This is a genomic window from Enterobacter sp. JUb54, assembly GCF_014298075.1.
Lineage (GTDB): Bacteria > Pseudomonadota > Gammaproteobacteria > Enterobacterales > Enterobacteriaceae > Klebsiella > Klebsiella lignicola.
Genome location: NZ_CP060418.1, coordinates 4,501,379 through 4,527,116, shown reverse-complemented (window position 1 = coordinate 4,527,116; position 25,738 = coordinate 4,501,379). Strand labels below are relative to the sequence as shown.

Sequence of the window (25,738 nt, the reverse complement as noted above, 5' to 3'; positions counted from 1 at the left end):
GGCTCCTGTACTAGCGCTGCTATACCTAAAGTAAGCACTAACTTTCTAAAGCGCGAGGCATACTATCAAAGCTGGCGTATCTGGCAATTTATTGCGTTAAATCGGCGTAATAATGCCGATAGCGAGTATAGTCTGCAGAAAAATTTTTCCAATCTTTGTACATATAAGGACCCGCATATGCAGGCTTTAATATTAGAACAGCAGGATGGCAAAACAATCTCTTCGGTGCAAACCATCGACGCCGGGCAACTGCCGCAAGGCGATGTCACCGTCGATATTCAATGGTCCAGCCTCAACTATAAAGATGCGCTGGCGATCACCGGCAAGGGAAAAATCATTCGAAACTTTCCGATGATTCCTGGCATCGATTTCGCCGGCACGGTTCACGCCAGCGAAGATCCCCGTTTCCACAGCGGCCAGAAAGTGCTGCTGACCGGCTGGGGCGTCGGTGAAAACCACTGGGGCGGCCTGGCAGAGCGCGCCCGGGTGAAGGGTGACTGGCTGGTCGCCATGCCCGCTGGCCTGGATGGCCGTAAAGCTATGGCTATCGGCACCGCCGGTTTTACCGCCATGCTGTGCGTGATGGCGCTGGAAGATGCCGGTGTTCGCCCGCAGGATGGCGAAATCGTGGTGACGGGCGCCAGCGGCGGCGTTGGCAGCACCGCCGTTGCGCTGCTGCATCAACTGGGTTACCAGGTCGTCGCGGTATCGGGTCGCGAAAGCACGCATGAATACCTGAAAAGCCTCGGTGCTCAACGCATTCTCGGGCGTGAAGAGTTTGCCGAAACCCGTCCGCTGGAAAAACAGCTGTGGGCCGGTGCGGTCGATACCGTTGGGGATAAAGTGCTGGCGAAAGTGCTGGCACAGATGAACTATGGCGGCTGCGTCGCCGCCTGTGGCCTGGCCGGGGGCTTCGCGCTGCCCACCACGGTCATGCCGTTTATTTTGCGTAACGTCCGCCTGCAGGGCGTGGACTCGGTGATGACGCCACCGGCACGCCGTGCCGAAGCCTGGCAGCGTCTGGTCCGCGATCTACCGGAATCGTTCTACGCCACCAGCACCACCGAGATCGCCCTCGCAGAGGCACCGGCATTCGCCGACAAAATCATCAATAACCAGATCCAGGGCCGGACGCTGGTGAAGATCGCCTAATCTGCAATTTTTCGTGACATATTCGCGATAACGCTTCGCCTCCGTCATGCTTAGGAAAAAGCATGCCGGAGGATGTCATGAAACCCAAAAAACTCACGGAAGCCGATGTAACGGCTGAATCCGTTTTTATGCTGCAGCGCCGCCAGGTTCTGAAGACCCTCGGTATTACCGCCACGGCCCTCTCACTTTCTCCTGTCGCCCAGGCCGATCTTCTGGATTGGTTCAAAGGCCATGACCGCCCTCCCGCCCCGGCAGGAAAAGCGTTAACCTTCGACAAGCCCGCACAATGGCAAAGCTCCCTCGCCCTGACACCGGAAGATAAAGTCGCGGGCTACAACAATTTCTATGAATTTGGCCTCGATAAAGCCGACCCTGCCGCCAATGCCGGCAGCCTGCGTACCGATCCCTGGACGCTGACCATTGGCGGTGAAGTCGCTAAACCACTGACCCTTGATCATGATGACCTCACCAGGCGTTTCCCACTGGAGGAACGGATTTACCGGATGCGCTGCGTGGAGGCCTGGTCGATGGTGGTGCCGTGGGTCGGTTTCCCGCTGCATAAACTGCTGGCGCTGGTTGAACCCACCAGCAATGCCCGGTTCGTGGCGTTTAAAACGATCTACGCTCCGGACCAGATGCCGGGGCAGAAGGACCGTTTTATCGGCGGCGGACTGGCTTATCCTTATGTGGAAGGGTTGCGGCTGGATGAAGCGATGCACCCTTTGACGCTGTTAAGCGTTGGCGTCTATGGTAAAGCATTGCCGCCGCAAAACGGCGCGCCGGTGCGCCTGACCGTGCCGTGGAAATATGGTTTTAAAGGCATTAAATCGATCGTCAGCATCGAGTTGACCCGCGAGCGCCCCCCCACCACCTGGAATCTGGCTGGCCCGGAAGAATATGGCTTTTACGCCAATGTGAATCCTCATGTCGACCATCCGCGCTGGTCGCAGGCCACAGAACGCTTTATCGGTTCCGGGGGCGTGCTCGACGTTAAGCGCCAGCCCACCTTGTTATTCAACGGCTATGCTGACGAAGTGGCCTCGCTCTATCGGGGTCTTAATCTGCGGGAGAACTACTAGTGCGCCTGAGTGTAAAACAGATTACCTGGCTGAAAGTGGTTCTCCATCTGGCCGGTTTTTTACCGTTCATCTGGCTGTTCTGGGCCGGACAGCAGGGCTACTTTAGCGCCGACCCGGCAAAAGATATTCAACACTTTACCGGTAGGATGGCTCTTAAATTTTTGCTCGCGACCTTGCTTGTCTCGCCGCTGGCGCGCTACGCTAAACAACCATTATTGATTCGTACCCGGCGTTTGTTGGGATTATGGTGTTTCGCCTGGGCGACGCTGCATCTCACCAGCTACACATTGCTGGAGTTAGGGATCAACAACCTGGCGCTGCTGGGTTCAGAGGTAGTCAGCAGACCGTATCTCACACTCGGCCTTATCAGCTGGTTGATTTTGCTGGCGCTGGCCGCGACCTCGACTCAGGCACTACAGCGAAAATTAGGCCGTCGTTGGCAAACATTGCACAACTTCGTCTATCTGGTGGCGATCCTCGCGCCGGTTCATTACCTGTGGTCGGTGAAGATTTTATCCCCGCAACCGGTGATTTATGCGGTACTCGCCGCACTGCTTTTAGCATGGCGTTACAAGAAGTTCCGTCAGTGGTGGCGTTAATCACCGGATATGTGCAGTTTCCCGCAGATCTTTTATCAACCGCGACGCTTTTAACAATAGCGGTTGATAATCTTCCCTGATAAGACCAGTATTTAGCTGCCAAATGCTACGAAATCGTTATAATGTGCGACTTTGGTTTTCCTGACAGGGTTTTCGGACTCTGAAAAGGTGACAAGCGCGCTTCGAAGGTATATTTTGTTTTTTACCCGAGAATGGCAGGAGATAGCCGCACAATGGCTGACAAGTTTCGCATTTTGCTTTTAAACGGACCCAACCTTAACATGCTTGGAACACGCGAGCCTGAGAAGTACGGAACCCTTAAGCTTTCTGAGATTGTTAACCAATTGCAGTCAGAAGCCTCGGCTCTGAATGCCACGCTGGATCACCTGCAGTCCAATGCGGAGTTCGCGCTCATCGACCGAATTCATCAGGCTAAAGACACTGTGGACTATATCCTGATTAATCCGGCCGCGTTTACGCACACCAGCGTGGCTATCCGCGATGCGTTACTTGCGGTGAGTATCCCGTTTATCGAGATCCACCTGAGCAACGTACATGCACGCGAACCGTTCCGTCACCACTCCTATCTGTCGGATATCGCCTCGGGCGTCATCTGCGGACTTGGTGCGGACGGCTATTCATACGCTTTACAGACGGCGGTAAAACGCCTGTCACAATCACACTAAACAAAGAGTACGGAACCCACTCATGGATATTCGTAAGATTAAAAAGCTGATCGAGCTGGTTGAAGAATCAGGCATCTCCGAACTGGAAATTTCTGAAGGCGAAGAGTCTGTACGCATCAGCCGTGCCGCACCAAATGCGGGCTACCCGGTCATGCAGCAGGCCTATGCCGCACCAATGATGCAGGCTCCGGTTGCAGCAGCACCAGCAGCTGCCGCTCAGGCAGAAGCAGCGCCGGCGAAAGCAGAAATCAGCGGTCACATCGTACGTTCCCCGATGGTCGGTACTTTCTACCGTACCCCGAGCCCGGACGCTAAAGCGTTTGTGGAAATCGGTCAGAAAGTTAACGTGGGCGACACCCTGTGCATCGTAGAAGCAATGAAAATGATGAACCAGATCGAAGCCGATAAAGCCGGCGTGGTGAAAGCCATTCTGATCGAAAGTGGCCAACCGGTAGAATTTGACGAGCCGCTGGTAGTCATCGAGTAACGAGGCGAACATGCTGGATAAAATTGTTATCGCCAACCGTGGCGAGATTGCACTGCGTATCCTGCGTGCCTGTAAAGAACTGGGCATCAAGACCGTTGCTGTGCACTCCACTGCGGATCGCGATCTAAAACACGTATTGTTAGCGGATGAGACGGTCTGTATCGGCCCGGCTCCGTCCGTAAAAAGCTATCTGAACATCCCGGCGATCATCAGCGCAGCTGAAATCACCGGTGCGGTGGCTATCCACCCGGGATACGGCTTCCTCTCGGAGAACGCGAACTTCGCCGAGCAGGTAGAACGTTCTGGCTTTATCTTTATCGGCCCGAAAGCCGACACGATTCGCCTGATGGGCGACAAAGTGTCCGCAATCACCGCGATGAAGAAAGCGGGCGTTCCGACCGTTCCAGGTTCTGACGGCCCTCTGGGTGAAGATATGGATGCTAACCGTGCCCATGCGAAACGCATCGGCTACCCGGTTATCATCAAAGCCTCCGGCGGCGGCGGCGGTCGCGGCATGCGCGTTGTGCGCAGCGATGCCGAACTGGCGCAATCCATCTCCATGACCAAAGCTGAAGCGAAAGCCGCGTTCAACAATGACATGGTCTACATGGAAAAGTATCTGGAAAATCCGCGTCACATCGAGATCCAGGTACTGGCTGACGGCCAGGGCAACGCTATCTATCTGGCAGAACGCGACTGTTCTATGCAGCGTCGTCACCAGAAAGTGGTCGAAGAAGCGCCAGCACCGGGTATTACGCCGGAACTGCGTCGCTACATCGGCGAGCGCTGCTCCAAAGCCTGTGTCGACATCGGCTATCGTGGCGCCGGGACTTTCGAGTTCCTGTTCGAAAACGGCGAGTTCTACTTCATTGAAATGAACACCCGTATTCAGGTTGAACACCCGGTCACTGAAATGATCACCGGCGTTGACCTGATCAAAGAACAGCTGCGTATTGCTGCAGGTCAGCCGCTGTCCATCAAGCAAGAAGAAGTTCATGTCCGTGGCCATGCGGTTGAATGCCGTATCAACGCCGAAGACCCGAACACCTTCCTGCCGAGCCCGGGTAAAATTACCCGCTTCCACGCGCCTGGCGGTTTTGGCGTGCGCTGGGAGTCTCATATCTACGCAGGCTATACCGTGCCTCCGTACTATGACTCAATGATTGGCAAGCTGATTTGTTACGGTGAGAACCGTGATGTTGCCATTTCACGCATGAAAAATGCGCTGCAGGAACTGATCATCGATGGTATCAAAACCAACGTCGATCTGCAGATTCGCATCATGAATGACGAGAATTTCCAGCACGGTGGAACCAACATCCACTATCTGGAGAAAAAACTCGGTCTGCAGGAAAAATAATCCTGCACATGCAGCAAAAGGCCGGTTAACCCGGCCTTTTTTCTTTTTCTCTCCCCTCATCTTTACCATGCGGTACAATCCCCGCTTTCTTCATCCTCCCGGGACTCAAAAATGGACAAACGGTTTGTTCAGGCCCACAAAGAAGCGCGCTGGGCGCTGTGGCTGACCCTTCTCTATCTTGCTGCCTGGCTGCTCGCGGCTTACCTACCGGGTAATGGCATTGGCATCACCGGTCTGCCGCACTGGTTCGAAATGGCCTGCCTGCTGGTGCCCCTGCTGTTTACGCTGCTGTGCTGGGCCATGGTGAAGTTTATCTACTGCGACATTCCTCTGGAGGATGACGATGCAGCCTGAAGTGATCCTGCCGCTGGTCGCCTACCTGGTGGTGGTGTTTGGCCTGTCGATTTATGCGATGCGCAAACGCACGACCGGCACCTTCCTCAACGAATATTTTCTCGGCAGCCGTTCAATGGGCGGCTTCGTGCTGGCCATGACCCTGACCGCCACCTATATCAGCGCCAGTTCATTCATTGGTGGCCCGGGTGCGGCCTATAAATACGGGCTTGGCTGGGTCCTGCTGGCGATGATCCAGCTGCCTGCCGTGTGGTTGTCTCTGGGCGTGCTGGGAAAAAAATTCGCGATCCTTGCCCGTCGTTATAACGCGGTAACCCTCAACGATATGCTGTTCGCTCGCTACCAAAGCCGTCTGCTGGTGTGGCTGGCAAGCCTCAGCCTGCTGGTTGCGTTTATCGGCGCAATGACGGTGCAGTTTATCGGCGGCGCGCGATTACTGGAAACCGCTGCCGGTATCCCATACGAAACCGGCCTGCTGATTTTCGGCATCAGTATCGCGCTCTACACTGCTTTCGGCGGCTTCCGCGCCAGCGTGCTGAATGATGCGATGCAGGGGCTGGTGATGCTGGTTGGCACCATCGTGCTGCTGGTCGGTATCGTTCATGCAGCCGGTGGTCTGAGCCAGGCGGTGCAGACCCTGGAACACATCGATCCGAAGCTGGTTGCGCCTCAGGGAGCGGACGATATTCTGTCACCGACCTTTATGACCTCTTTCTGGGTGCTGGTCTGCTTTGGGGTTATCGGGCTGCCGCACACGGCGGTGCGCTGTATCTCCTATAAAGACAGCAAGGCGGTGCACCGCGGGATTATTCTCGGCACCATCGTGGTGGCGATCCTGATGTTTGGTATGCACCTCGCCGGTGCCCTGGGCCGTGCGGTGATCCCGGATCTGACGATTCCCGATCTGGTGATCCCGACACTGATGGTGAAAGTGCTGCCGCCGTTTGCCGCCGGGATCTTCCTTGCCGCACCGATGGCGGCGATCATGTCGACGATCAACGCGCAGTTATTACAGAGTTCCGCTACGATCATTAAGGATTTGTACCTGAACCTGCACCCGGAACAGCTGCATAACGAGAAACGCCTGAAGCGGATGTCGGCGCTGATTACGCTGATCCTCGGCGCGCTGCTGCTGCTGGCGGCTTGGCGGCCACCTGAAATGATCATCTGGCTGAACCTGTTAGCCTTTGGTGGCCTGGAAGCGGTGTTCCTATGGCCGCTGGTGCTGGGACTGTACTGGGAGCGTGCGAATGCGGCCGGTGCGCTCAGCGCCATGCTGGTCGGCGGCATACTGTATGCCGTCCTCGCCACGTTCAAGATTCAGTACCTGGGCTTTCATCCGATCGTGCCCTCGCTACTGCTAAGTTTGCTGGCTTTTGTGGTGGGAAACCGTTTTGGTCAACCCGTACCACCTGCCCCTATTATGACTACTGACAAATAAAGAGTTTTGCTATGCCATGGATCCAACTGAAACTGAACACCACCGGCGCCCACGCTGAAGAGCTGAGCGACGCGTTGATGGAGGCCGGTGCGGTCTCCATCACCTTCCAGGATACCCACGATACACCGGTATTCGAACCGCTGCCGGGCGAAACTCGCCTGTGGGGTGATACTGACGTTATCGGCCTGTTTGATGCCGAAAGCGATATGCATGAGGTCGTGGCTATCCTTGAGCAGCATCCGCTGCTGGGGGCCGGTTTTGCGCATAAAATCGAACAGCTGGAAGATAAAGACTGGGAACGCGAATGGATGGATAACTTCCACCCGATGCGTTTCGGCGAGCGCCTGTGGATTTGTCCGAGCTGGCGTGACGTGCCGGATGAAAACGCGGTCAACGTGATGCTCGATCCGGGCCTCGCATTTGGTACCGGCACGCACCCGACCACCTCGCTGTGTCTGCAGTGGTTGGACAGCCTGGATCTGGCGGGCAAAACGATCATCGATTTCGGCTGTGGTTCGGGCATCCTGGCCATTGCCGCGCTGAAGCTCGGCGCAGCTAAAGCGATCGGCATTGATATCGATCCCCAGGCGATCCAGGCCAGCCGTGATAACGCCGAGCGCAATGGCGTTTCCGACCGTCTGGAACTCTATTTACCTCAGGACCAGCCAGACGCGCTCAGCGCCGATGTCGTGGTCGCCAACATTCTGGCCGGCCCGTTACGTGAGTTAGCCCCGTTAATCAGCGTGCTGCCCGTCTCAGGCGGTCTGCTGGGCCTTTCAGGTATTCTTGCCAGCCAGGCGGAAAGCGTCTGCGAAGCGTATATCGACCGCTTTACTCTCGACCCGGTGGTGGAGAAAGAAGAGTGGTGCCGCATTACCGGCCAGCGCAAATAACACCGCAGTGCGGCCTGCGGGCCGCCCTTTTGTTTCCAGTAACCGCTGAATGACGTCAAGAAATGAGAGCCAGATCGCATTACGATGCGCTTTTTTGGCTACAAAAACAGCGTTTTATGCCGTCAATGGTCGCCATTTTCTAAGAAAAATCGAGAAGTTTTGCGATTTTATAAATGGGCACAAATTATCCGCTATTGATTAAGACAATGATTAATATGGTAATTTAATCATCTCTTTTATGTCGATACTGGATTCATTGATCTGTGACAGAGGATTGCTCAAAGTTTGGCCTTTCATCTCGTGCAAAAAATGCGTAATATACGCCGCCTTGCAGTCACAGTATGGTCATTTCTTAATTCATGCGCATCGGACACTATCAGCTCAGAAATCGCCTGATCGCAGCGCCTATGGCTGGCATCACTGACAGACCATTCAGGACGCTGTGTTATGAGATGGGAGCCGGTTTAACCGTTTCCGAGATGATGTCCTCCAACCCTCAGGTTTGGGAGAGTGACAAGTCCCGTTTACGGATGGTGCACGTTGATGAGCCCGGTATTCGTACCGTGCAAATCGCCGGTAGCGTACCGGAAGAGATGGCCGCAGCCGCCCGTATTAATGTGGAAAGCGGTGCCCAGATTATTGATATTAATATGGGGTGCCCGGCGAAAAAGGTGAATCGCAAGCTCGCAGGTTCAGCCCTCTTGCAGTATCCCGATCAGGTGAAGTTAATCCTGACGGCGGTCGTCAAGGCAGTGGACGTTCCCGTGACACTCAAGATTCGCACCGGTTGGGAGCCGGAACACCGTAACTGTGTAGAGATTGCCCAACTGGCCGAAGACTGCGGCATTCAGGCTCTGACCATTCATGGACGCACTCGCGCCTGTTTGTTCAATGGCGAAGCTGAATACGACAGCATTCGGGCAGTAAAGCAGACAGTTTCCATTCCGATTATCGCGAATGGTGACATTACTGACCCGCTTAAAGCCAGAGCTGTGCTCGACTATACGGGAGCTGATGCTCTGATGATAGGACGTGCGGCTCAGGGAAGACCCTGGATCTTTCGGGAAATCCAGCATTATCTGGACACTGGAGAGCTGCTTGCCCCACTGCCACTGGCAGAGGTTAAGCGCTTGCTTTGTTCGCATGTTCGGGAATTGCATGACTTTTATGGCCATGCAAAAGGGTACCGAATTGCGCGTAAACACGTATCCTGGTATCTCCAGGAGCACGCTCCAAATGACCAGTTTCGGCGCACATTCAACGCCATAGAGGATGCCAGCGAACAGCTGGAGGCGTTGGAGGCATACTTCGAAAATCTTGCGTAATGAAATAAAGAGCTGACAGAACTATGTTCGAACAACGCGTAAATTCTGACGTACTGACCGTTTCTACCGTTAACTCTCAGGATCAGGTAACTCAAAAACCCCTGCGTGACTCGGTTAAACAGGCACTGAAGAACTATTTTGCTCAACTGAATGGTCAGGATGTTAATGACCTGTATGAGCTAGTACTGGCTGAAGTTGAACAGCCCCTGTTGGACATGGTGATGCAATACACCCGTGGTAACCAGACCCGTGCGGCCCTGATGATGGGCATCAACCGCGGTACTCTGCGTAAAAAACTGAAAAAATACGGCATGAACTGATACTAATCAGTTAATTGCTTGTGATAAAAGGCGCTCTTCGGCATGGGGAAGCGCCTTTTTATTTTCTGGCACCTCCCTCCCCCTGAACACCTTCCTGATGAAACAGCGCATGCGACAGCACAGCGCACATTACGCGCTCATTGCTAAAAGATTAGCCTGAACCAAAGAGGTGACCGGGATACCGATGTCGTGGATTCTGGGGGCTCTCATTGGCATACGATACCCTCTGCGCGTATAGCGTGATTCTGACACCGGCTTCCAGTTCGGGACCAGAGAGAAAAAGTGTGAGTTTCAGACCTTTCACCGGGCATGACTTACGAAGCCGTTAAAAATACGTTTCTTTGTTCCACTCTGCATATTTTCCACATAATCCCACAACCTTCTCCATGATATTTACGCTGGTCATAAATTGAGATTATTTCGCCTGCCGGGCCCTGATCATGCTGATGGTAAAATAACGCATTCCGTCATGTATCTGAGTCGATACAACCAGGCGGTTTATTCAGAGGTCCTGTCATGAAAAAATTCATTATAGTGTCACTGCTGGCGGCTTTACTCGCAGGCTGTGCTCACGATTCCCCCTGCGTGCCGGTCTATGATTCTGAGGGCAGACTGGTCCATACCAACACCTGCATGAAAGGGACCACCCAGGATAACTGGGAAACGGCAGGCGCTATCGCAGGCGGTGCTGCAGCCGTTGCCGGTTTAACCCTTGGCATTGTGGCGTTAACTCGTTAAGTTTGAGTACAGCGGCATACCGCCAGGATAAATAGCAGATAAAACAAAGGGCCCCATCGCAAGACGGGGCCCTTTTGTATAACGTGATGTCTGGTAATGATAGGGCGGACCTTCCTGCCCGTCCCCTATTCGGGCCGTTGCTGCGCAACGTTCACTTTCGTTCCCAACGAACCTGAACCGCCGAACAATGCTCACTGACAAACAACAGATAAACAAAAGGCCCAGTCTTTCGACTGAGCCCTTTGCTTTATTTGATGCCTGGCAATTCCCTACTCTCACATGGGGAGACCCCACACTACCATCGGCGCTACGGCGTTTCACTTCTGAGTTCGGCATGGGGTCAGGTGGGACCACCGCGCTCTCGTCGCCAGGCAAATTCTTTCTAAGTGCCGAACTTAAACCTAAAAACTGGTGCTGATACCCAGAGTCGAACTGGGGACCTCACCCTTACCAAGGGTGCGCTCTACCAACTGAGCCATATCAGCACACTAAATTTGATGCCTGGCAGTTCCCTACTCTCACATGGGGAGACCCCACACTACCATCGGCGCTACGGCGTTTCACTTCTGAGTTCGGCATGGGGTCAGGTGGGACCACCGCGCTATCGCCGCCAGGCAAATTCTGTTATCAACACGTCTTAAAGACATATTGACTAATCTGTATCAGGCTGAAAATATTCTCTCGTCCACCAAAACAGCTTTGGCGTTGTAAGGTTAAGCCTCACGGTTCATTAGTATCGGTTAGCTCAACGTATCGCTACGCTTACACACCCGACCTATCAACGTCGTAGTCTTCAACGTTCCTTCAGGACTCTCAAGGAGTCAGGGAGAACTCATCTCGGGGCAAGTTTCGTGCTTAGATGCTTTCAGCACTTATCTTTTCCGCATTTAGCTACCGGGCAATGCCATTGGCATGACAACCCGAACACCAGTGATGCGTCCACTCCGGTCCTCTCGTACTAGGAGCAGCCCCCCTCAATTCTCCAGCGCCCACGGCAGATAGGGACCGAACTGTCTCACGACGTTCTAAACCCAGCTCGCGTACCACTTTAAACGGCGAACAGCCGTACCCTTGGGACCTACTTCAGCCCCAGGATGTGATGAGCCGACATCGAGGTGCCAAACACCGCCGTCGATATGAACTCTTGGGCGGTATCAGCCTGTTATCCCCGGAGTACCTTTTATCCGTTGAGCGATGGCCCTTCCATTCAGAACCACCGGATCACTATGACCTGCTTTCGCACCTGCTCGCGCCGTCACGCTCGCAGTCAAGCTAGCTTATGCCATTGCACTAACCTCCTGATGTCCGACCAGGATTAGCTAACCTTCGTGCTCCTCCGTTACTCTTTGGGAGGAGACCGCCCCAGTCAAACTACCCACCAGACACTGTCCGCAACCCGGATCACGGGTCTACGTTAGAACATCAAACATTAAAGGGTGGTATTTCAAGGTTGGCTCCACGCAGACTGGCGTCCACGCTTCAAAGCCTCCCACCTATCCTACACATCAAGGCTCAATGTTCAGTGTCAAGCTATAGTAAAGGTTCACGGGGTCTTTCCGTCTTGCCGCGGGTACACTGCATCTTCACAGCGAGTTCAATTTCACTGAGTCTCGGGTGGAGACAGCCTGGCCATCATTACGCCATTCGTGCAGGTCGGAACTTACCCGACAAGGAATTTCGCTACCTTAGGACCGTTATAGTTACGGCCGCCGTTTACCGGGGCTTCGATCAAGAGCTTCTCCTTACGGATAACCCCATCAATTAACCTTCCGGCACCGGGCAGGCGTCACACCGTATACGTCCACTTTCGTGTTTGCACAGTGCTGTGTTTTTAATAAACAGTTGCAGCCAGCTGGTATCTTCGACTGATTTCAGCTCCACGAGCAAGTCGCTTCACTTACCATCAGCGTGCCTTCTCCCGAAGTTACGGCACCATTTTGCCTAGTTCCTTCACCCGAGTTCTCTCAAGCGCCTTGGTATTCTCTACCTGACCACCTGTGTCGGTTTGGGGTACGATTTGATGTTACCTGATGCTTAGAGGCTTTTCCTGGAAGCAGGGCATTTGTTACTTCAGCACCGTAGTGCCTCGTCATCACACCTCAGCGTTAACAGAAGTCCGGATTTACCTAAACTTCCCGCCTACATGCTTAAACCGGGACAACCGTCGCCCGGCTAACATAGCCTTCTCCGTCCCCCCTTCGCAGTAACACCGAGTACAGGAATATTAACCTGTTTCCCATCGACTACGCCTTTCGGCCTCGCCTTAGGGGTCGACTCACCCTGCCCCGATTAACGTTGGACAGGAACCCTTGGTCTTCCGGCGAGCGGGCTTTTCACCCGCTTTATCGTTACTTATGTCAGCATTCGCACTTCTGATACCTCCAGCAACCCTCACAGGCCACCTTCAACGGCTTACAGAACGCTCCCCTACCCAACAACACATAGTGTCGCTGCCGCAGCTTCGGTGCACAGTTTAGCCCCGTTACATCTTCCGCGCAGGCCGACTCGACCAGTGAGCTATTACGCTTTCTTTAAATGATGGCTGCTTCTAAGCCAACATCCTGGCTGTCTGTGCCTTCCCACATCGTTTCCCACTTAACTGTGACTTTGGGACCTTAGCTGGCGGTCTGGGTTGTTTCCCTCTTCACGACGGACGTTAGCACCCGCCGTGTGTCTCCCGTGATAACATTCTTCGGTATTCGTAGTTTGCATCGGGTTGGTAAGTCGGGATGACCCCCTAGCCGAAACAGTGCTCTACCCCCGAAGATGAGTTCACGAGGCGCTACCTAAATAGCTTTCGGGGAGAACCAGCTATCTCCCGGTTTGATTGGCCTTTCACCCCAGCCACAAGTCATCCGCTAATTTTTCAACATTAGTCGGTTCGGTCCTCCAGTTAGTGTTACCCAACCTTCAACCTGCCCATGGCTAGATCACCGGGTTTCGGGTCTATACCCTGCAACTTAACGCCCAGTTAAGACTCGGTTTCCCTGCGGCTCCCCTATACGGTTAACCTTGCTACAGAATATAAGTCGCTGACCCATTATACAAAAGGTACGCAGTCACACCACGAAGGTGCTCCCACTGCTTGTACGTACACGGTTTCAGGTTCTTTTTCACTCCCCTCGCCGGGGTTCTTTTCGCCTTTCCCTCACGGTACTGGTTCACTATCGGTCAGTCAGGAGTATTTAGCCTTGGAGGATGGTCCCCCCATATTCAGACAGGATACCACGTGTCCCGCCCTACTCTTCGAGTTCACAACGTGTGCATTTTAGTGTACGGGGCTATCACCCTGTACCGCCGGACTTTCCAGACCGTTCCACTAACACACGCGCTGATTCAGACTCTGGGCTCCTCCCCGTTCGCTCGCCGCTACTGGGGGAATCTCGGTTGATTTCTTTTCCTCGGGGTACTTAGATGTTTCAGTTCCCCCGGTTCGCTTCGTTAAGCTATGTATTCACTTAACGATAGTGTGTCGAAACACACTGGGTTTCCCCATTCGGAAATCGCCGGTTATAACGGTTCATATCACCTTACCGACGCTTATCGCAGATTAGCACGTCCTTCATCGCCTCTGACTGCCAGGGCATCCACCGTGTACGCTTAGTCGCTTAACCTCACAACCCGAAGCTGTTTCGTAAAACAGTCCGCATTGCGAAAATTTGAGAGACTCGAACACACCGCTTTTCCTTTCTTATTACGGAGAAAGGAAACAGTGTGTCGTTTCAATTTTCAGCTTGATCCAGATTTTTAAAGAGCAAAATTTCACAATGCACTTCACAGTACATTTTGAAATTCATCATTCATCAGACAATCTGTGTGGACACTACAAAGGCAGGTTCTTCAGGTAAGGAGGTGATCCAACCGCAGGTTCCCCTACGGTTACCTTGTTACGACTTCACCCCAGTCATGAATCACAAAGTGGTAAGCGCCCTCCCGAAGGTTAAGCTACCTACTTCTTTTGCAACCCACTCCCATGGTGTGACGGGCGGTGTGTACAAGGCCCGGGAACGTATTCACCGTAGCATTCTGATCTACGATTACTAGCGATTCCGACTTCATGGAGTCGAGTTGCAGACTCCAATCCGGACTACGACATACTTTATGAGGTCCGCTTGCTCTCGCGAGGTCGCTTCTCTTTGTATATGCCATTGTAGCACGTGTGTAGCCCTACTCGTAAGGGCCATGATGACTTGACGTCATCCCCACCTTCCTCCAGTTTATCACTGGCAGTCTCCTTTGAGTTCCCGGCCGAACCGCTGGCAACAAAGGATAAGGGTTGCGCTCGTTGCGGGACTTAACCCAACATTTCACAACACGAGCTGACGACAGCCATGCAGCACCTGTCTCAGAGTTCCCGAAGGCACCAAAGCATCTCTGCTAAGTTCTCTGGATGTCAAGAGTAGGTAAGGTTCTTCGCGTTGCATCGAATTAAACCACATGCTCCACCGCTTGTGCGGGCCCCCGTCAATTCATTTGAGTTTTAACCTTGCGGCCGTACTCCCCAGGCGGTCGACTTAACGCGTTAGCTCCGGAAGCCACTCCTCAAGGGAACAACCTCCAAGTCGACATCGTTTACAGCGTGGACTACCAGGGTATCTAATCCTGTTTGCTCCCCACGCTTTCGCACCTGAGCGTCAGTCTTTGTCCAGGGGGCCGCCTTCGCCACCGGTATTCCTCCAGATCTCTACGCATTTCACCGCTACACCTGGAATTCTACCCCCCTCTACAAGACTCAAGCCTGCCAGTTTCAAATGCAGTTCCCAGGTTGAGCCCGGGGATTTCACATCTGACTTAACAGACCGCCTGCGTGCGCTTTACGCCCAGTAATTCCGATTAACGCTTGCACCCTCCGTATTACCGCGGCTGCTGGCACGGAGTTAGCCGGTGCTTCTTCTGCGAGTAACGTCAATCACTAAGGTTATTAACCTTAATGCCTTCCTCCTCGCTGAAAGTACTTTACAACCCGAAGGCCTTCTTCATACACGCGGCATGGCTGCATCAGGCTTGCGCCCATTGTGCAATATTCCCCACTGCTGCCTCCCGTAGGAGTCTGGACCGTGTCTCAGTTCCAGTGTGGCTGGTCATCCTCTCAGACCAGCTAGGGATCGTCGCCTAGGTGAGCCATTACCCCACCTACTAGCTAATCCCATCTGGGCACATCTGATGGCATGAGGCCCGAAGGTCCCCCACTTTGGTCTTGCGACGTTATGCGGTATTAGCTACCGTTTCCAGTAGTTATCCCCCTCCATCAGGCAGTTTCCCAGACATTACTCACCCGTCCGCCGCTCGTCACCCGAGAGCAAGCTCTCTGTGCTACCGCTCGACTTGCATGTGTTAGGCCTGCCGCCAGCGTTCAATCTGAGCCATGATCAAACTCTTCAATTTAAGTTTGATGCTCGTGAATTAAACTTCGTAATGAATTACGTATGTTCACTCAGAGACTTGGTATTCATTTTTCGTCCGAGGACGTTAAGAATCCATGTCACTTTGAGTGCCCACACAGATTGTCTGATAAATTGTTAAAGAGCAGTGCGACGGCGCTTAGCGCTCTGTCGCGAGGTGGCGTATATTACGCTTTCCTCTTTCAGAGTCAACCTCATTTTTCAGAAGTTTTTCTCTTTCCGACCCGGCTTACTCTGTGAAGTTGTTCACATTTGCCGTGTCAGTGGGAGCGCATTATAGGGATCCCATTTTTTTGCACAAGCCTTTTATCGATCTTTTTTTCCAAGTGATGGTTTTTCGCCCTTTTCGCGGTGTTATTGCCCAATTCGCTCAGTTTTTACCACAATAAAGGGTTGCAGATGGCCTTAAAAGCCACCAAAGTCTTTATACAACCCTGGTTTATTGAGGTAATCATGTCCGCCAACTTACGTCCGTATAAAGATTTGTTCCCGCAAACCGGCCTGCGCGTCATGATCGATGCGACCAGCGTGGCGATCGGCGATGTCCGAATGGCTGACGATGTCAGCATCTGGCCACTGGTCGCCATCCGTGGGGATGTTAACTATGTGGAAATCGGCGCCCGCACGAACATTCAGGACGGGAGCGTCCTGCACGTCACCCATAAATCATCCTATAACCCGCAGGGGAACCCGCTACTCATCGGCGAAGATGTCACCGTTGGTCACAAGGTGATGCTGCATGGCTGCACTATTGGCAATCGAGTCCTGGTCGGGATGGGTTCAATTTTGCTGGATGGCGTCGTTATAGAAGATGACGTGATGATTGGTGCCGGTAGTCTGGTACCGCAAAATAAACGTCTGGAAAGCGGCTATCTCTATTTTGGTAACCCGGTAAAACAAATTCGCCCCCTGACGGAGGCGGAGCGGGCTGGTCTTCTGTATTCAGCCAACAACTATGTGAAATGGAAAAACGATTATCTGGATCAGGAAAACCAGACCCAGCCTTGATCGTCTTCCTGCTGGCCGCGGATCAATTCGTCAGCTTCTTCTTCCAGATCCCAACGATGCTCACGGAACGCGTCCAGCCACTGCCCTGGCTCATCACCACCAAAGCGCTGCTTTAATGTCGCGCCGCGGATTGCACAAGTGAGCTGGAACCCCTGTACCAGGGCCGGGAAGGTGACACATTGTCGGTCACTATCCCACTCTTCCCTGTCGGGAAACTGGATCGCCTGATTCACGCGTTCAGTTCCTGATCCAGTTCCTGGATAACCGGTGCAATTTCCGGTAGAACGCCATGCCAGAGCAGTACCGCGTGAGCAGCCTGTGCCACCAGCATCCCTAAACCATCGGCATACATTTTAGCGCCATGTTTCTGGCACCAGCACAGAAACGGCGTGCTGCCTTTCTGGTAAAACATGTCATAGCAGTGGACCTGGGCATTTATTAATGAAGATGGTATTGCCGGCACCTCACCGCTGATGCCGCTGGAGGTCGCATTAATAATGAGGTCGAACTCATGTCCAGCCAGCGATTCCATCTCGAGAGCACAAATACTGCCGGTGTGTGCGAACAGAGTTGCCAGTTCCTGGGCACGTGCGAAGGTGCGGTTAACAATCGTCACCGCACAATCCAGTGACAGAAGCGGCAGTAGAACACCGCGCGAGGCGCCACCCGCGCCGATAAGCAATACCCGATAACCTGGCTTAATGAATCCTAGCCGCTCCAGATCGCTCAACAGCCCAATCCCGTCAGTGTTATCCCCCAACAAACGCCCGTCCTCTAGTCGCTTCAGGGTATTCACTGCCCCGGCTAACGCCGCGCGTTCAGTGAGCTCATCCGCACGGGCAAACGCTTCTTCCTTGAACGGTACGGTAATATTCGCCCCTTTCCCACCTTCAGCAAAGAAAGTATTCAGAGTGTTTATAAAACCGTCTGTCGGCGCCAGGATACGGCCATACGGGTGAGCAATCTGCAGCTGCTGCGCAAAACGCTGGTGAATAGAAGGGGACTTGCTGTGGGCTATCGGATTTCCGAAGACTGCATAGGTTTCCATTATTTACCCCTGGCGAAAGCGTTCACCCGTCAGGGCATCGCGAATTTCAGACGGGTTTTGACGGCCGCCTGTCGGACCATCAACTACCGGGAAATCAGCGCCAAACTGCGCCAGAACTTCTGCCGTGGTGCGGCAAGGCGGCTGGCCGGACAAATTGGCACTGGTTGAGACCAACGGTTTTCCATAAGCCTCGCACAGCGCTATCACCAGCGGATGATCACTAACACGCACGGCCAGAGAATCAAAGCGGCCGGTTAACCAGCGGGGTGTTGAAGCATTAGCAGGAAAAACAAAGGTTACGGGTCCTGGCCAGCAGGCGTTAATCGCCGCACGCTGTTCGTCATTGAGCTGTGAATCATCAATATAAGGTTTCAGTTGCTCAAAGTTCGCGGCGATCAAAATAAGACCTTTATCGACGGGACGCTGTTTGAGATCCAGCAGACGCATTACAGCCGTTTCGCTGTCAGGGTCGCAACCAACACCAAAAACGGCTTCTGTCGGATAGGCGATGACATGTTCATTATGTAGAACCGCCACGGCATGGGCGACGGTTTCTGAGTGCAGGTTATTATTCACTGATTTATTCCGCCGGGATCGGCTTTCCACATTGCTTACTGGCACAAAAGCATTTTACGCCCTGTGCCGTTTTCTTTTCGATTAATAGCGGATAGTGGCATTCAGGGCATTCACCCGCTACCGGTTTGAAGTTGATAACGAACTGGCAATCGGGGTAACGATCGCAGGAATGGAATGTTTTGCCGAAACGAGAGCGACGCTGAACCAGCTGCCCCTGTCCACACTGCGGGCAGGCAATCGCGGTTTCGTCGGGTTTATCGATAGTTTCGGTATGTTCGCATTCCGGATAACGGCTGCAGCCAATAAACATCCCGAAGCGCCCCTGGCGTAACACCATAACAGCGCCACAAGACGGACACTCCTGTCCCTCCAGCACTTTTACGATATGCCCGTCCGCCTGGTTTTTCAGGGGACGGACATAGTCACAGTCCGGATAGTGTGAGCAGCCGAGAAACGGCCCGTGTTTCCCGGAGCGAATTACCAGTTCAGCCCCACACTGTGGGCAGGGCTCATTTTTACGCACCGAAAACAGTGCTGATTTGGTCATAACAACTCGATGTTGCTGCAAAAAGATTAATGCAGCATACCTTCATTTACTTCGAAGAGTAATTCTTCCATTTGTTGATAGGCATTTTCACAGCCTGGAATGTTAAACAGCACCATCAGGATCACCCATTTCAGGTCTTCCAGATCGAACTCTGCCGTATCCAGCGCTAATACGCGCTCTATCACCATTTCTCGTGTTTCGAGGTTCAACACCTGAATCTGCTCGAGGAATAACAAAAATCCTCGGCAACTGGCATCCAGACGTAAGCACTCTTCTTCGGTGTAAATCCGCAGAGAGAGCGGGTCTGACGCAAGCTGCATGGGTTCAACGAGACCTTCCTGATAATCAGCCAGTTTCTCGAGCCACATCAGCGCGTTATAGATATCTTCCCGATCAAAACCTGCATCAGTCAGATCACGGGTCAGTTTGTCCTGGTCCACGCGCATTTCTGCTTCGTTTTGGATGTAAGTCTCAAACAAATACATGAGTACGTCGAACATGGCTTGCCCTCCTTAATCGGACATAGCCGCCGGGTACAGCTGCGATCCAGCCTGCTAACTCCAGTTCAAGTAGCTGAGCTACGGTCACTGGCACAGATTGGCCGGCACGTTCAGCGACAACGTCAACAGGTGTTACCTCATCTCCTACGTTAGCCAGGAGCTCTGGAAATGGCAATGCCATGGGAGGCCGATCTACGCAATTATTTATATTGTCAGGCATATCAGGGAACCATTGTAGCTCCTGCCGGCAGTATTCAATGATATCTTCCGCTGACGTTACAGGGATGGCCCCTTGCTTAATTAACCAGTGCGGCCCTTCTGAGCCGGGATTACCCACCGGCCCGGGTAGCGCAAAAACTTCTCTCCCCTGCTCTAATGCGCAGCGAACGGTTACCAGGGAGCCACTTCTCAACGCGGCCTCAATCACCACAACGCCGACACTAAGCCCGCTGATGATCCGGTTGCGACGAGGGAAATTCCCAGGCAGCGGAGCCGCAGCAAGAGGGAATTCGGACAACAGCGCGCCACCGCTCTCCACGATTTGTGTTGCCAGTGCACGATGCCGACGTGGATAAATCTCTTCTAATCCATTGCCGAGTACGCCAATGGTCTTCCCTGGTGCTTCCAGCGCACCGCGATGAGCGACGCCATCAATGCCGAGAGCCAGACCGCTGGTAATCGTGATGCCATAAGATGCCAGAAGTTCACTGAACTGCCGCCCCCAACGCGCGCCATACCAGGAATGTGCGCGACTACCAACAATCGCCAGTTGAACGCTACTAAGAAGGGGTAAATCCCCACAGACGAAAAGCGCGCCAGGATAATCAACGATCGCACGTAGCTGCGGTGGGTAGTGTGGATGGTCTGCCATCAGCAAATGGTGCCCGGACTGTTCCAGCCACAATAATGCAGAATCAAGCTGTTGCTGGCTCAAGGACATAAATTGCCCAGCCTGCGCGCCACTCAATCCACAGGCACCGAGAGCTTCACTATCAAGCACAGGGGCGGCACACAGTTTCCGGGCTGCCCTCATCATGCTGTCACCATAAAGGTTGTTCACCTTCATCAGGCGCAACCAAATCTCTGTAGGCGCCATCCTTATCCCCTGCCATAAGTGGCTTTGACAATCCTTGTGATTGGAGAGCGAGACTGTCAATTACAGGGGGTTTTGTCTAGAATAGAGCTAATAATCTTATCCACTCCTGAATACGACTCTGGATCTTTATGGCAGTTTTGCAAGTGTTACATATCCCGGACGAGCGCCTTCGCAAAGTCGCTGAACCGGTAAAAGAAGTGAATGCGGAAATTCAGCGTATCGTCGATGATATGTTCGAGACGATGTACGCGGAAGAAGGTATTGGCCTGGCCGCCACTCAGGTGGATGTCCATCAGCGAATTATCGTCATTGATGTTTCTGAGAACCGCGAACAGCAGCTGGTGTTAATCAACCCTGAGCTGCTGGAAAAGGACGGTGAAACGGGTATCGAAGAGGGTTGCCTGTCGATCCCGGAACAACGCGCGCTGGTTCCACGTGCCGAAACCGTGAAAATTCGCGCATTAGATCGCGAAGGTAAGTCGTTCGAACTGGAGGCTGATGGTCTGCTGGCTATCTGCATCCAACATGAAATGGATCACCTGGTAGGCAAGCTGTTTATCGATTATCTGTCGCCGCTCAAACAACAGCGTATCCGTCAGAAAGTTGAAAAACTGGATCGTTTGCGTACGCGTGCCTGAGGACAAGGACTAACGTGTCACAATCACTACGAATCATTTTTGCGGGAACTCCCGATTTTGCAGCGCGTCATCTTGATGCGCTGTTGTCGTCTGAGCACCAGGTTGTTGGCGTATTTACCCAGCCGGATCGCCCTGCTGGTCGCGGCAAAAAGCTGATGCCGGGGCCGGTAAAAGCCCTCGCTGAAAGCCATAACCTGCCGGTATTCCAGCCTGTATCCTTGCGCCCGCAGGAAAATCAGCAGTTGGTTGCGTCGCTGAACGCCGATGTCATGGTTGTCGTGGCCTACGGATTGATTCTGCCTAAAGCGGTTCTGGATATGCCGCGCCTGGGTTGTATCAACGTACATGGCTCGTTGTTGCCACGCTGGCGTGGGGCAGCACCGATCCAGCGTTCGCTCTGGGCGGGTGACGCGGAAACCGGCGTGACCATCATGCAGATGGATGTTGGTCTGGATACCGGAGACATGCTGTTCAAGCTCTCCTGCCCGATCACGGCGCAGGATACCAGTGCCAGCCTGTATGACAAGCTGGCGGATCTCGGTCCACAGGGGTTACTGGAAACATTAACCCAGCTGGCAAACGGCACCACTCAGCCGGAAGTACAGGACGAAGCCGTCGTCACTTACGCTGAGAAGCTCAGTAAAGAAGAAGCCCGTATTGACTGGTCGCTTTCCGCAGCCCAGCTCGAACGCTGCATTCGTGCCTTCAATCCGTGGCCGATGAGCTGGCTTGAAATTGACGAGCAGCCGGTGAAAGTCTGGCAGGCATCGGTGATTGCTGAAACCAGTAGCGCTGAACCTGGCACCATCGTGGCCGCCGGTAAGCAAGGCATCCAGGTCGCAACAGGCAACGGAATCCTGAATCTGGAATCGCTGCAACCTGCAGGTAAAAAAGCGATGAGCGCCCAGGATCTGCTAAATTCTCGCCGGGAATGGTTTACCCCCGGTAACCGTCTCTCCTGACGGTAATCACTTCTAAAGCCCGGATTTACCGGGCATTTTTATTTTGCGGTTATGAAAAAAAATCTTAATTTACGCAGTCTGGCGGCACAGGCCGTTGAGCAGGTTGTCGAGCAAGGCCAGTCATTGAGCAACGTTCTGCCAGCGTTACAGCAGAAGGTTGGGGAAAAGGATAAAGCACTGCTGCAAGAGTTGTGCTTTGGCGTACTGCGCACGCTGAGCCAGCTGGAGTGGCTGGTTAACAAGCTGATGGCGCGCCCGATGACGGGCAAACAGCGCACTATTCACTATTTAATTATGGTCGGGTTTTATCAGCTGCTCTATACCCGCATTCCGGCTCATGCTGCGCTAGCAGAGACCGTTGAAGGTGCGGTAGCGATCAAACGTCCGCAGCTGAAAGGGCTTATCAACGGCGTGTTGCGCCAGTTTCAGCGTCAACAGGAAACCCTGCTGGCCGAATTTGCCCAAGGCGAGAGCCGCTTTCTCCACCCTGCCTGGTTGCTTAACCGCCTGAAAAAATCCTGGCCACAGCAATGGCAAGCCATCGCCGAAGCGAATAACCAGCGCCCGCCTATGTGGCTGCGTGTAAACCGCAATCACCACTCGCGCGATGAGTGGCTGAAATTACTGGAAGAGGTCGGATTACAGGGGTTCACTCATCATGATTACCCTGATGCAGTTCGCCTGGCAACGCCGGCTCCCGTCCATGTATTACCAGGATTTGACCAGGGCTGGGTCACCGTTCAGGATGCTTCGGCCCAGGGCTGCATGCGCTATTTAACTCCGGAAAACGGCGAGAGAATCCTGGATCTGTGCGCAGCCCCTGGCGGTAAAACGACGCATATTCTCGAAGTCGCACCGCAGGCTAACGTACTGGCCGTTGATATTGACGAGCAGCGTCTGTCCCGCGTCTACGATAACCTGAAGCGACTCGGCATGAAGGCTCAGGTCAAACAGGGCGATGGCCGCTATCCGGCCCAGTGGTGCGAGGATGAAAAGTTCGACCGCATTCTGCTTGATGCCCCCTGTTCGGCCACCGGCGTCATCCGTCGCCATCCGGATATTAAATGGTTACGTCGCGATCGCGATATTGCTGAACTGGCCCAACTGCAGTCAGAAATTCTGGATGCTATCTGGTCACATCTGAAACCCGGCGGCACGCTGGTCTATGCAACCTGTTCAATCCTCCCGGAAGAGAATAGCCAGCAGATTGCGGCGTTCCTGAAGCGTACCGCGGATGCCGAACTCAGCATTACCGGTACCCCCGAGCAGCCCGGCGTGCAAAATTTGCCTGGTGCTGAAGACGGTGATGGGTTCTTTTACGCTAAGCTGATCAAACATCGGAAATAATGGATCACTGCTGATGAAGATTATTATTCTGGGCGCCGGTCAGGTAGGCGGAACTCTCGCGGAAAACCTCGTCGGAGAGAACAACGACATCACCTTAGTCGATACCAACGGGGATCGCCTGCGCGGTCTGCAGGATAAATTCGACCTTCGCGTTGTCCAGGGGCATGGTTCCCACCCTCGGGTATTACGTGAAGCCGGCGCCGATGATGCCGACATGCTGGTTGCGGTGACGAGTTCAGATGAGACCAATATGGTAGCCTGCCAGGTTGCCTATTCGCTCTTTAATACTCCCAATCGTATTGCCCGTATCCGCTCGCCGGATTACGTCCGTGATGCCGAAAAACTATTCCACTCAGAAGCGGTACCCATTGACCATCTGATCGCGCCTGAGCAGTTAGTGATAGACAGTATCTACCGCCTTATTGAGTATCCTGGGGCGCTGCAGGTCGTCAACTTTGCAGAAGGGAAAGTCAGCCTGGCGGTCGTGAAAGCCTACTACGGCGGTCCGCTGGTCGGTAATGCGCTCTCAACCATGCGTGAGCACATGCCACATATCGACACGCGCGTCGCGGCTATTTTCCGTCATGACAGACCTATTCGCCCCCAGGGTTCAACGATTGTTGAAGCCGGCGATGAGGTGTTCTTTATCGCCGCATCCCAACATATCCGCGCGGTAATGAGTGAACTGCAGCGGCTGGAGAAACCCTACAAACGGATCATGCTGGTTGGTGGTGGCAACATCGGGGCAGGTCTCGCCCACCGTCTGGAAAAAGATTACAGCGTAAAACTCATCGAACGCGATCAACAACGTGCCGCTGAACTTGCCGAGAAATTGCAGAATACGATCGTCTTTTATGGCGATGCCTCCGATCAGGAACTGCTGGCAGAAGAGCATATTGATCAGGTTGATCTTTTCATTGCCGTTACCAACGATGACGAAGCGAATATCATGTCCGCCATGCTGGCCAAACGGATGGGCGCTAAAAAAGTGATGGTGTTGATCCAGCGGAAAGCGTACGTCGATCTGGTGCAAGGTAGCGTGATCGACATTGCGATATCTCCGCAACAGGCCACCATTTCTGCCCTGCTCAGCCATGTGCGTAAAGCGGATATCGTTGGCGTATCATCACTACGCCGCGGTGTAGCTGAGGCCATCGAAGCTGTCGCCCATGGCGATGAAAGTACCTCCCGGGTGGTTGGTCGTTCGATCGATGAGATCAAACTGCCCCCAGGCACGATCATTGGCGCCGTGGTCCGTGGCAATGATGTCATGATCGCCAATAATAACCTGCGCATTGAACAGGGTGACCACGTCATTATGTTCCTGACCGACAAAAAATTTATCTCCGACGTCGAACGCCTGTTCCAGCCAAGTCCGTTCTTCCTGTAATAACTGCGGGCGACAATACGATGCCCGCTTTAATTACCCTATACTTATTAATGGCTAATATTTTTTAGCAATTATTCAACAGTAATGGCAAACAGGAATACATTTGATAAACTTATTAAGTTGGCTGGTTCAAGGAGAATAAAATGAGCATTTTAAAAGAGTTTCGCGACTTCGCGATGCGCGGGAATGTTGTTGATTTAGCAGTGGGTGTCATCATTGGTGCGGCATTTGGTAAAATTGTGTCGTCGCTGGTTGCCGATATTATTATGCCACCGCTAGGACTTCTGATTGGCGGTATTGATTTTAAATCCTTTGCTGTCACGTTGCGCGATGCACAGGGTGATATCCCTGCCGTCGTGATGCATTACGGGGTGTTTATCCAGAATGTCTTCGATTTTGTGATCGTGGCTTTTGCCATTTTCATGGCAATCAAACTGATGAATAACCTGAATCGCAAAAAAGAAGAAGCTCCGGCTGCACCGCCGGCTCCGTCGAAAGAAGAAGTATTGTTAAGTGAAATTCGCGATCTGTTGAAAGAGCAAAATAACCGCTCTTAATCAAGCGACAGAAAGCAGAAGGCCAGTGGTAAAAAAGTGAATCACTCTTTTGCCACTGGCCTCCCGGTCATTCCGCCCTGCATGTTTGTCTTTACGTTGATAACTACCTTTCCCCTTCTTACTTTTTTCAATCCGTTGCCTGAATAATGGGTCGTGCAGTAACGCCTCAATGGCATTGTCTTTAATTTGCCCTTTGGTATGTTGATAGCGGCTCATAATTACTCCTGATAGTG

At 53.2% G+C, this 25,738-nt stretch carries 25 protein-coding genes, 1 tRNA gene and 4 rRNA genes; 18 read left to right on the top strand and 12 right to left on the bottom strand.

From position 1 onward, the window contains the following. Positions 1-177: 177 nt before the first annotated feature. The 12 genes from HF679_RS20925 (at position 178) to HF679_RS20870 (ending at position 10,434) form a co-directional block, all read left to right on the top strand. Complete coding sequence (locus tag HF679_RS20925; RefSeq protein WP_123756265.1) at positions 178-1,152, top strand: MDR family oxidoreductase; 975 nt, start codon at positions 178-180, stop codon at positions 1,150-1,152. Between the two features lie 77 nt (positions 1,153-1,229). Continuing rightward, positions 1,230-2,231, top strand: a complete 1,002-nt coding sequence (gene msrP, locus HF679_RS20920) for a protein-methionine-sulfoxide reductase catalytic subunit MsrP (RefSeq protein WP_123756264.1) — start codon at positions 1,230-1,232, stop codon at positions 2,229-2,231. Then, complete coding sequence (gene msrQ, locus HF679_RS20915; RefSeq protein WP_123756263.1) at positions 2,231-2,830, top strand: protein-methionine-sulfoxide reductase heme-binding subunit MsrQ; 600 nt, start codon at positions 2,231-2,233, stop codon at positions 2,828-2,830. The genes msrP and msrQ overlap by 1 nt, the downstream gene beginning before the upstream one ends. Positions 2,831-3,063: 233 nt before the next feature. Further along, positions 3,064-3,516 (top strand): type II 3-dehydroquinate dehydratase, encoded by a 453-nt coding sequence (gene aroQ, locus HF679_RS20910; protein WP_187042353.1) that lies wholly within the window; start codon positions 3,064-3,066, stop codon positions 3,514-3,516. Positions 3,517-3,538: 22 nt separating this feature from the next. Continuing rightward, complete coding sequence (gene accB / locus HF679_RS20905; RefSeq protein WP_123756261.1) at positions 3,539-4,003, top strand: acetyl-CoA carboxylase biotin carboxyl carrier protein; 465 nt, start codon at positions 3,539-3,541, stop codon at positions 4,001-4,003. 10 nt (positions 4,004-4,013) lie between these two features. Next, on the top strand, positions 4,014-5,363 hold the full coding sequence (accC, locus tag HF679_RS20900; RefSeq protein ID WP_123756260.1) for an acetyl-CoA carboxylase biotin carboxylase subunit: 1,350 nt from the start codon (positions 4,014-4,016) through the stop codon (positions 5,361-5,363). Between the two features lie 111 nt (positions 5,364-5,474). Further along, the gene (locus HF679_RS20895; protein WP_123756259.1) at positions 5,475-5,717 is read left to right on the top strand and encodes a DUF997 family protein; all 243 of its coding nucleotides are present in this window, start codon (positions 5,475-5,477) and stop codon (positions 5,715-5,717) included. Next, the gene (gene panF / locus HF679_RS20890; protein ID WP_123756258.1) at positions 5,707-7,158 is read left to right on the top strand and encodes a sodium/pantothenate symporter; all 1,452 of its coding nucleotides are present in this window, start codon (positions 5,707-5,709) and stop codon (positions 7,156-7,158) included. The genes HF679_RS20895 and panF overlap by 11 nt, the downstream gene beginning before the upstream one ends. An 11-nt stretch (positions 7,159-7,169) precedes the next feature. Further along, on the top strand, positions 7,170-8,051 hold the full coding sequence (prmA, locus tag HF679_RS20885) for a 50S ribosomal protein L11 methyltransferase (RefSeq protein ID WP_123756257.1): 882 nt from the start codon (positions 7,170-7,172) through the stop codon (positions 8,049-8,051). A 359-nt stretch (positions 8,052-8,410) separates the two neighbouring features. Beyond that, positions 8,411-9,376 (top strand): tRNA dihydrouridine synthase DusB, encoded by a 966-nt coding sequence (gene dusB / locus HF679_RS20880; RefSeq protein WP_123756256.1) that lies wholly within the window; start codon positions 8,411-8,413, stop codon positions 9,374-9,376. A 23-nt stretch (positions 9,377-9,399) separates the two neighbouring features. Then, a complete protein-coding gene (gene fis / locus HF679_RS20875) occupies positions 9,400-9,696 on the top strand; it encodes a DNA-binding transcriptional regulator Fis (RefSeq protein WP_000462905.1) in 297 nt (98 codons plus the stop codon). A gap of 516 nt (positions 9,697-10,212) precedes the next feature. Further along, a complete protein-coding gene (locus HF679_RS20870) occupies positions 10,213-10,434 on the top strand; it encodes a hypothetical protein (protein WP_123756255.1) in 222 nt (73 codons plus the stop codon). Positions 10,435-10,690: 256 nt separating this feature from the next. On the opposite strand, the gene rrf (HF679_RS20865) is transcribed toward HF679_RS20870, so the two are convergent. The 5 genes from rrf (HF679_RS20865) to HF679_RS20845 all read right to left on the bottom strand — a co-directional run bounded on the left by rrf (HF679_RS20865) (position 10,691) and on the right by HF679_RS20845 (position 15,819). Then, positions 10,691-10,806, bottom strand: a 5S ribosomal RNA gene (gene rrf, locus HF679_RS20865). Between the two features lie 37 nt (positions 10,807-10,843). Then, positions 10,844-10,919, bottom strand: a tRNA-Thr gene (locus tag HF679_RS20860). 14 nt (positions 10,920-10,933) lie between these two features. Then, positions 10,934-11,049 (bottom strand): 5S ribosomal RNA (gene rrf / locus HF679_RS20855). A gap of 94 nt (positions 11,050-11,143) precedes the next feature. Next, a 23S ribosomal RNA gene (locus HF679_RS20850) occupies positions 11,144-14,048 on the bottom strand. Between the two features lie 231 nt (positions 14,049-14,279). Then, positions 14,280-15,819, bottom strand: a 16S ribosomal RNA gene (locus HF679_RS20845). The 16S, 23S and 5S rRNA genes sit together here with 1 tRNA gene alongside, the layout of an rRNA operon. A 470-nt stretch (positions 15,820-16,289) precedes the next feature. Here HF679_RS20845 and HF679_RS20840 point away from each other — a divergent pair. After that, a complete protein-coding gene (locus HF679_RS20840; protein ID WP_123753638.1) occupies positions 16,290-16,844 on the top strand; it encodes a gamma carbonic anhydrase family protein in 555 nt (184 codons plus the stop codon). Here HF679_RS20840 and HF679_RS20835 read toward each other — a convergent pair. From HF679_RS20835 to dprA, 6 genes are read right to left on the bottom strand one after another with little or no spacing between them, the layout of a single operon-like run. Then, positions 16,820-17,077, bottom strand: a complete 258-nt coding sequence (locus HF679_RS20835) for a DUF1488 domain-containing protein (protein WP_123753617.1) — start codon at positions 17,075-17,077, stop codon at positions 16,820-16,822. The genes HF679_RS20840 and HF679_RS20835 overlap by 25 nt on opposite strands. Then, entirely contained in the window at positions 17,074-17,892 is an 819-nt protein-coding gene (gene aroE, locus HF679_RS20830) for a shikimate dehydrogenase (RefSeq protein ID WP_187042352.1), read from the bottom strand. The genes HF679_RS20835 and aroE overlap by 4 nt, the downstream gene beginning before the upstream one ends. Positions 17,893-17,895: 3 nt before the next feature. Next, entirely contained in the window at positions 17,896-18,468 is a 573-nt protein-coding gene (tsaC, locus tag HF679_RS20825) for an L-threonylcarbamoyladenylate synthase type 1 TsaC (protein WP_123753619.1), read from the bottom strand. Positions 18,469-18,472: 4 nt separating this feature from the next. After that, positions 18,473-19,015 (bottom strand): type I DNA topoisomerase, encoded by a 543-nt coding sequence (locus HF679_RS20820; RefSeq protein ID WP_123753620.1) that lies wholly within the window; start codon positions 19,013-19,015, stop codon positions 18,473-18,475. Between the two features lie 26 nt (positions 19,016-19,041). Next, positions 19,042-19,515: a DUF494 family protein Smg gene (smg, locus tag HF679_RS20815; protein WP_123753621.1), complete on the bottom strand. Its 474-nt coding sequence runs from the start codon at positions 19,513-19,515 to the stop codon at positions 19,042-19,044. After that, positions 19,487-20,611 carry a DNA-protecting protein DprA gene (dprA, locus tag HF679_RS20810; protein WP_123753622.1) on the bottom strand — a complete coding sequence of 375 codons (1,125 nt, stop codon included), beginning with the start codon at positions 20,609-20,611 and terminating at the stop codon, positions 19,487-19,489. Before dprA ends, smg begins: the two co-directional genes overlap by 29 nt. Positions 20,612-20,739: 128 nt before the next feature. On the opposite strand from dprA, the gene def reads away from it, so the two are divergent. The 5 genes from def to mscL all read left to right on the top strand — a co-directional run bounded on the left by def (position 20,740) and on the right by mscL (position 25,505). Further along, complete coding sequence (gene def, locus HF679_RS20805) at positions 20,740-21,249, top strand: peptide deformylase (protein ID WP_123753623.1); 510 nt, start codon at positions 20,740-20,742, stop codon at positions 21,247-21,249. Between the two features lie 14 nt (positions 21,250-21,263). Continuing rightward, the gene (gene fmt / locus HF679_RS20800; protein WP_187042351.1) at positions 21,264-22,211 is read left to right on the top strand and encodes a methionyl-tRNA formyltransferase; all 948 of its coding nucleotides are present in this window, start codon (positions 21,264-21,266) and stop codon (positions 22,209-22,211) included. A 51-nt stretch (positions 22,212-22,262) separates the two neighbouring features. After that, the gene (rsmB, locus tag HF679_RS20795; protein WP_123753625.1) at positions 22,263-23,558 is read left to right on the top strand and encodes a 16S rRNA (cytosine(967)-C(5))-methyltransferase RsmB; all 1,296 of its coding nucleotides are present in this window, start codon (positions 22,263-22,265) and stop codon (positions 23,556-23,558) included. A gap of 13 nt (positions 23,559-23,571) precedes the next feature. Beyond that, positions 23,572-24,948 (top strand): Trk system potassium transporter TrkA, encoded by a 1,377-nt coding sequence (gene trkA, locus HF679_RS20790; RefSeq protein WP_123753626.1) that lies wholly within the window; start codon positions 23,572-23,574, stop codon positions 24,946-24,948. 143 nt (positions 24,949-25,091) lie between these two features. Continuing rightward, the gene (gene mscL / locus HF679_RS20785) at positions 25,092-25,505 is read left to right on the top strand and encodes a large-conductance mechanosensitive channel protein MscL (RefSeq protein ID WP_123753627.1); all 414 of its coding nucleotides are present in this window, start codon (positions 25,092-25,094) and stop codon (positions 25,503-25,505) included. On the opposite strand, the gene HF679_RS20780 is transcribed toward mscL, so the two are convergent. After that, the gene (locus HF679_RS20780) at positions 25,506-25,721 is read right to left on the bottom strand and encodes an alternative ribosome-rescue factor A (protein WP_123753628.1); all 216 of its coding nucleotides are present in this window, start codon (positions 25,719-25,721) and stop codon (positions 25,506-25,508) included. Positions 25,722-25,738: the final 17 nt, after the last annotated feature.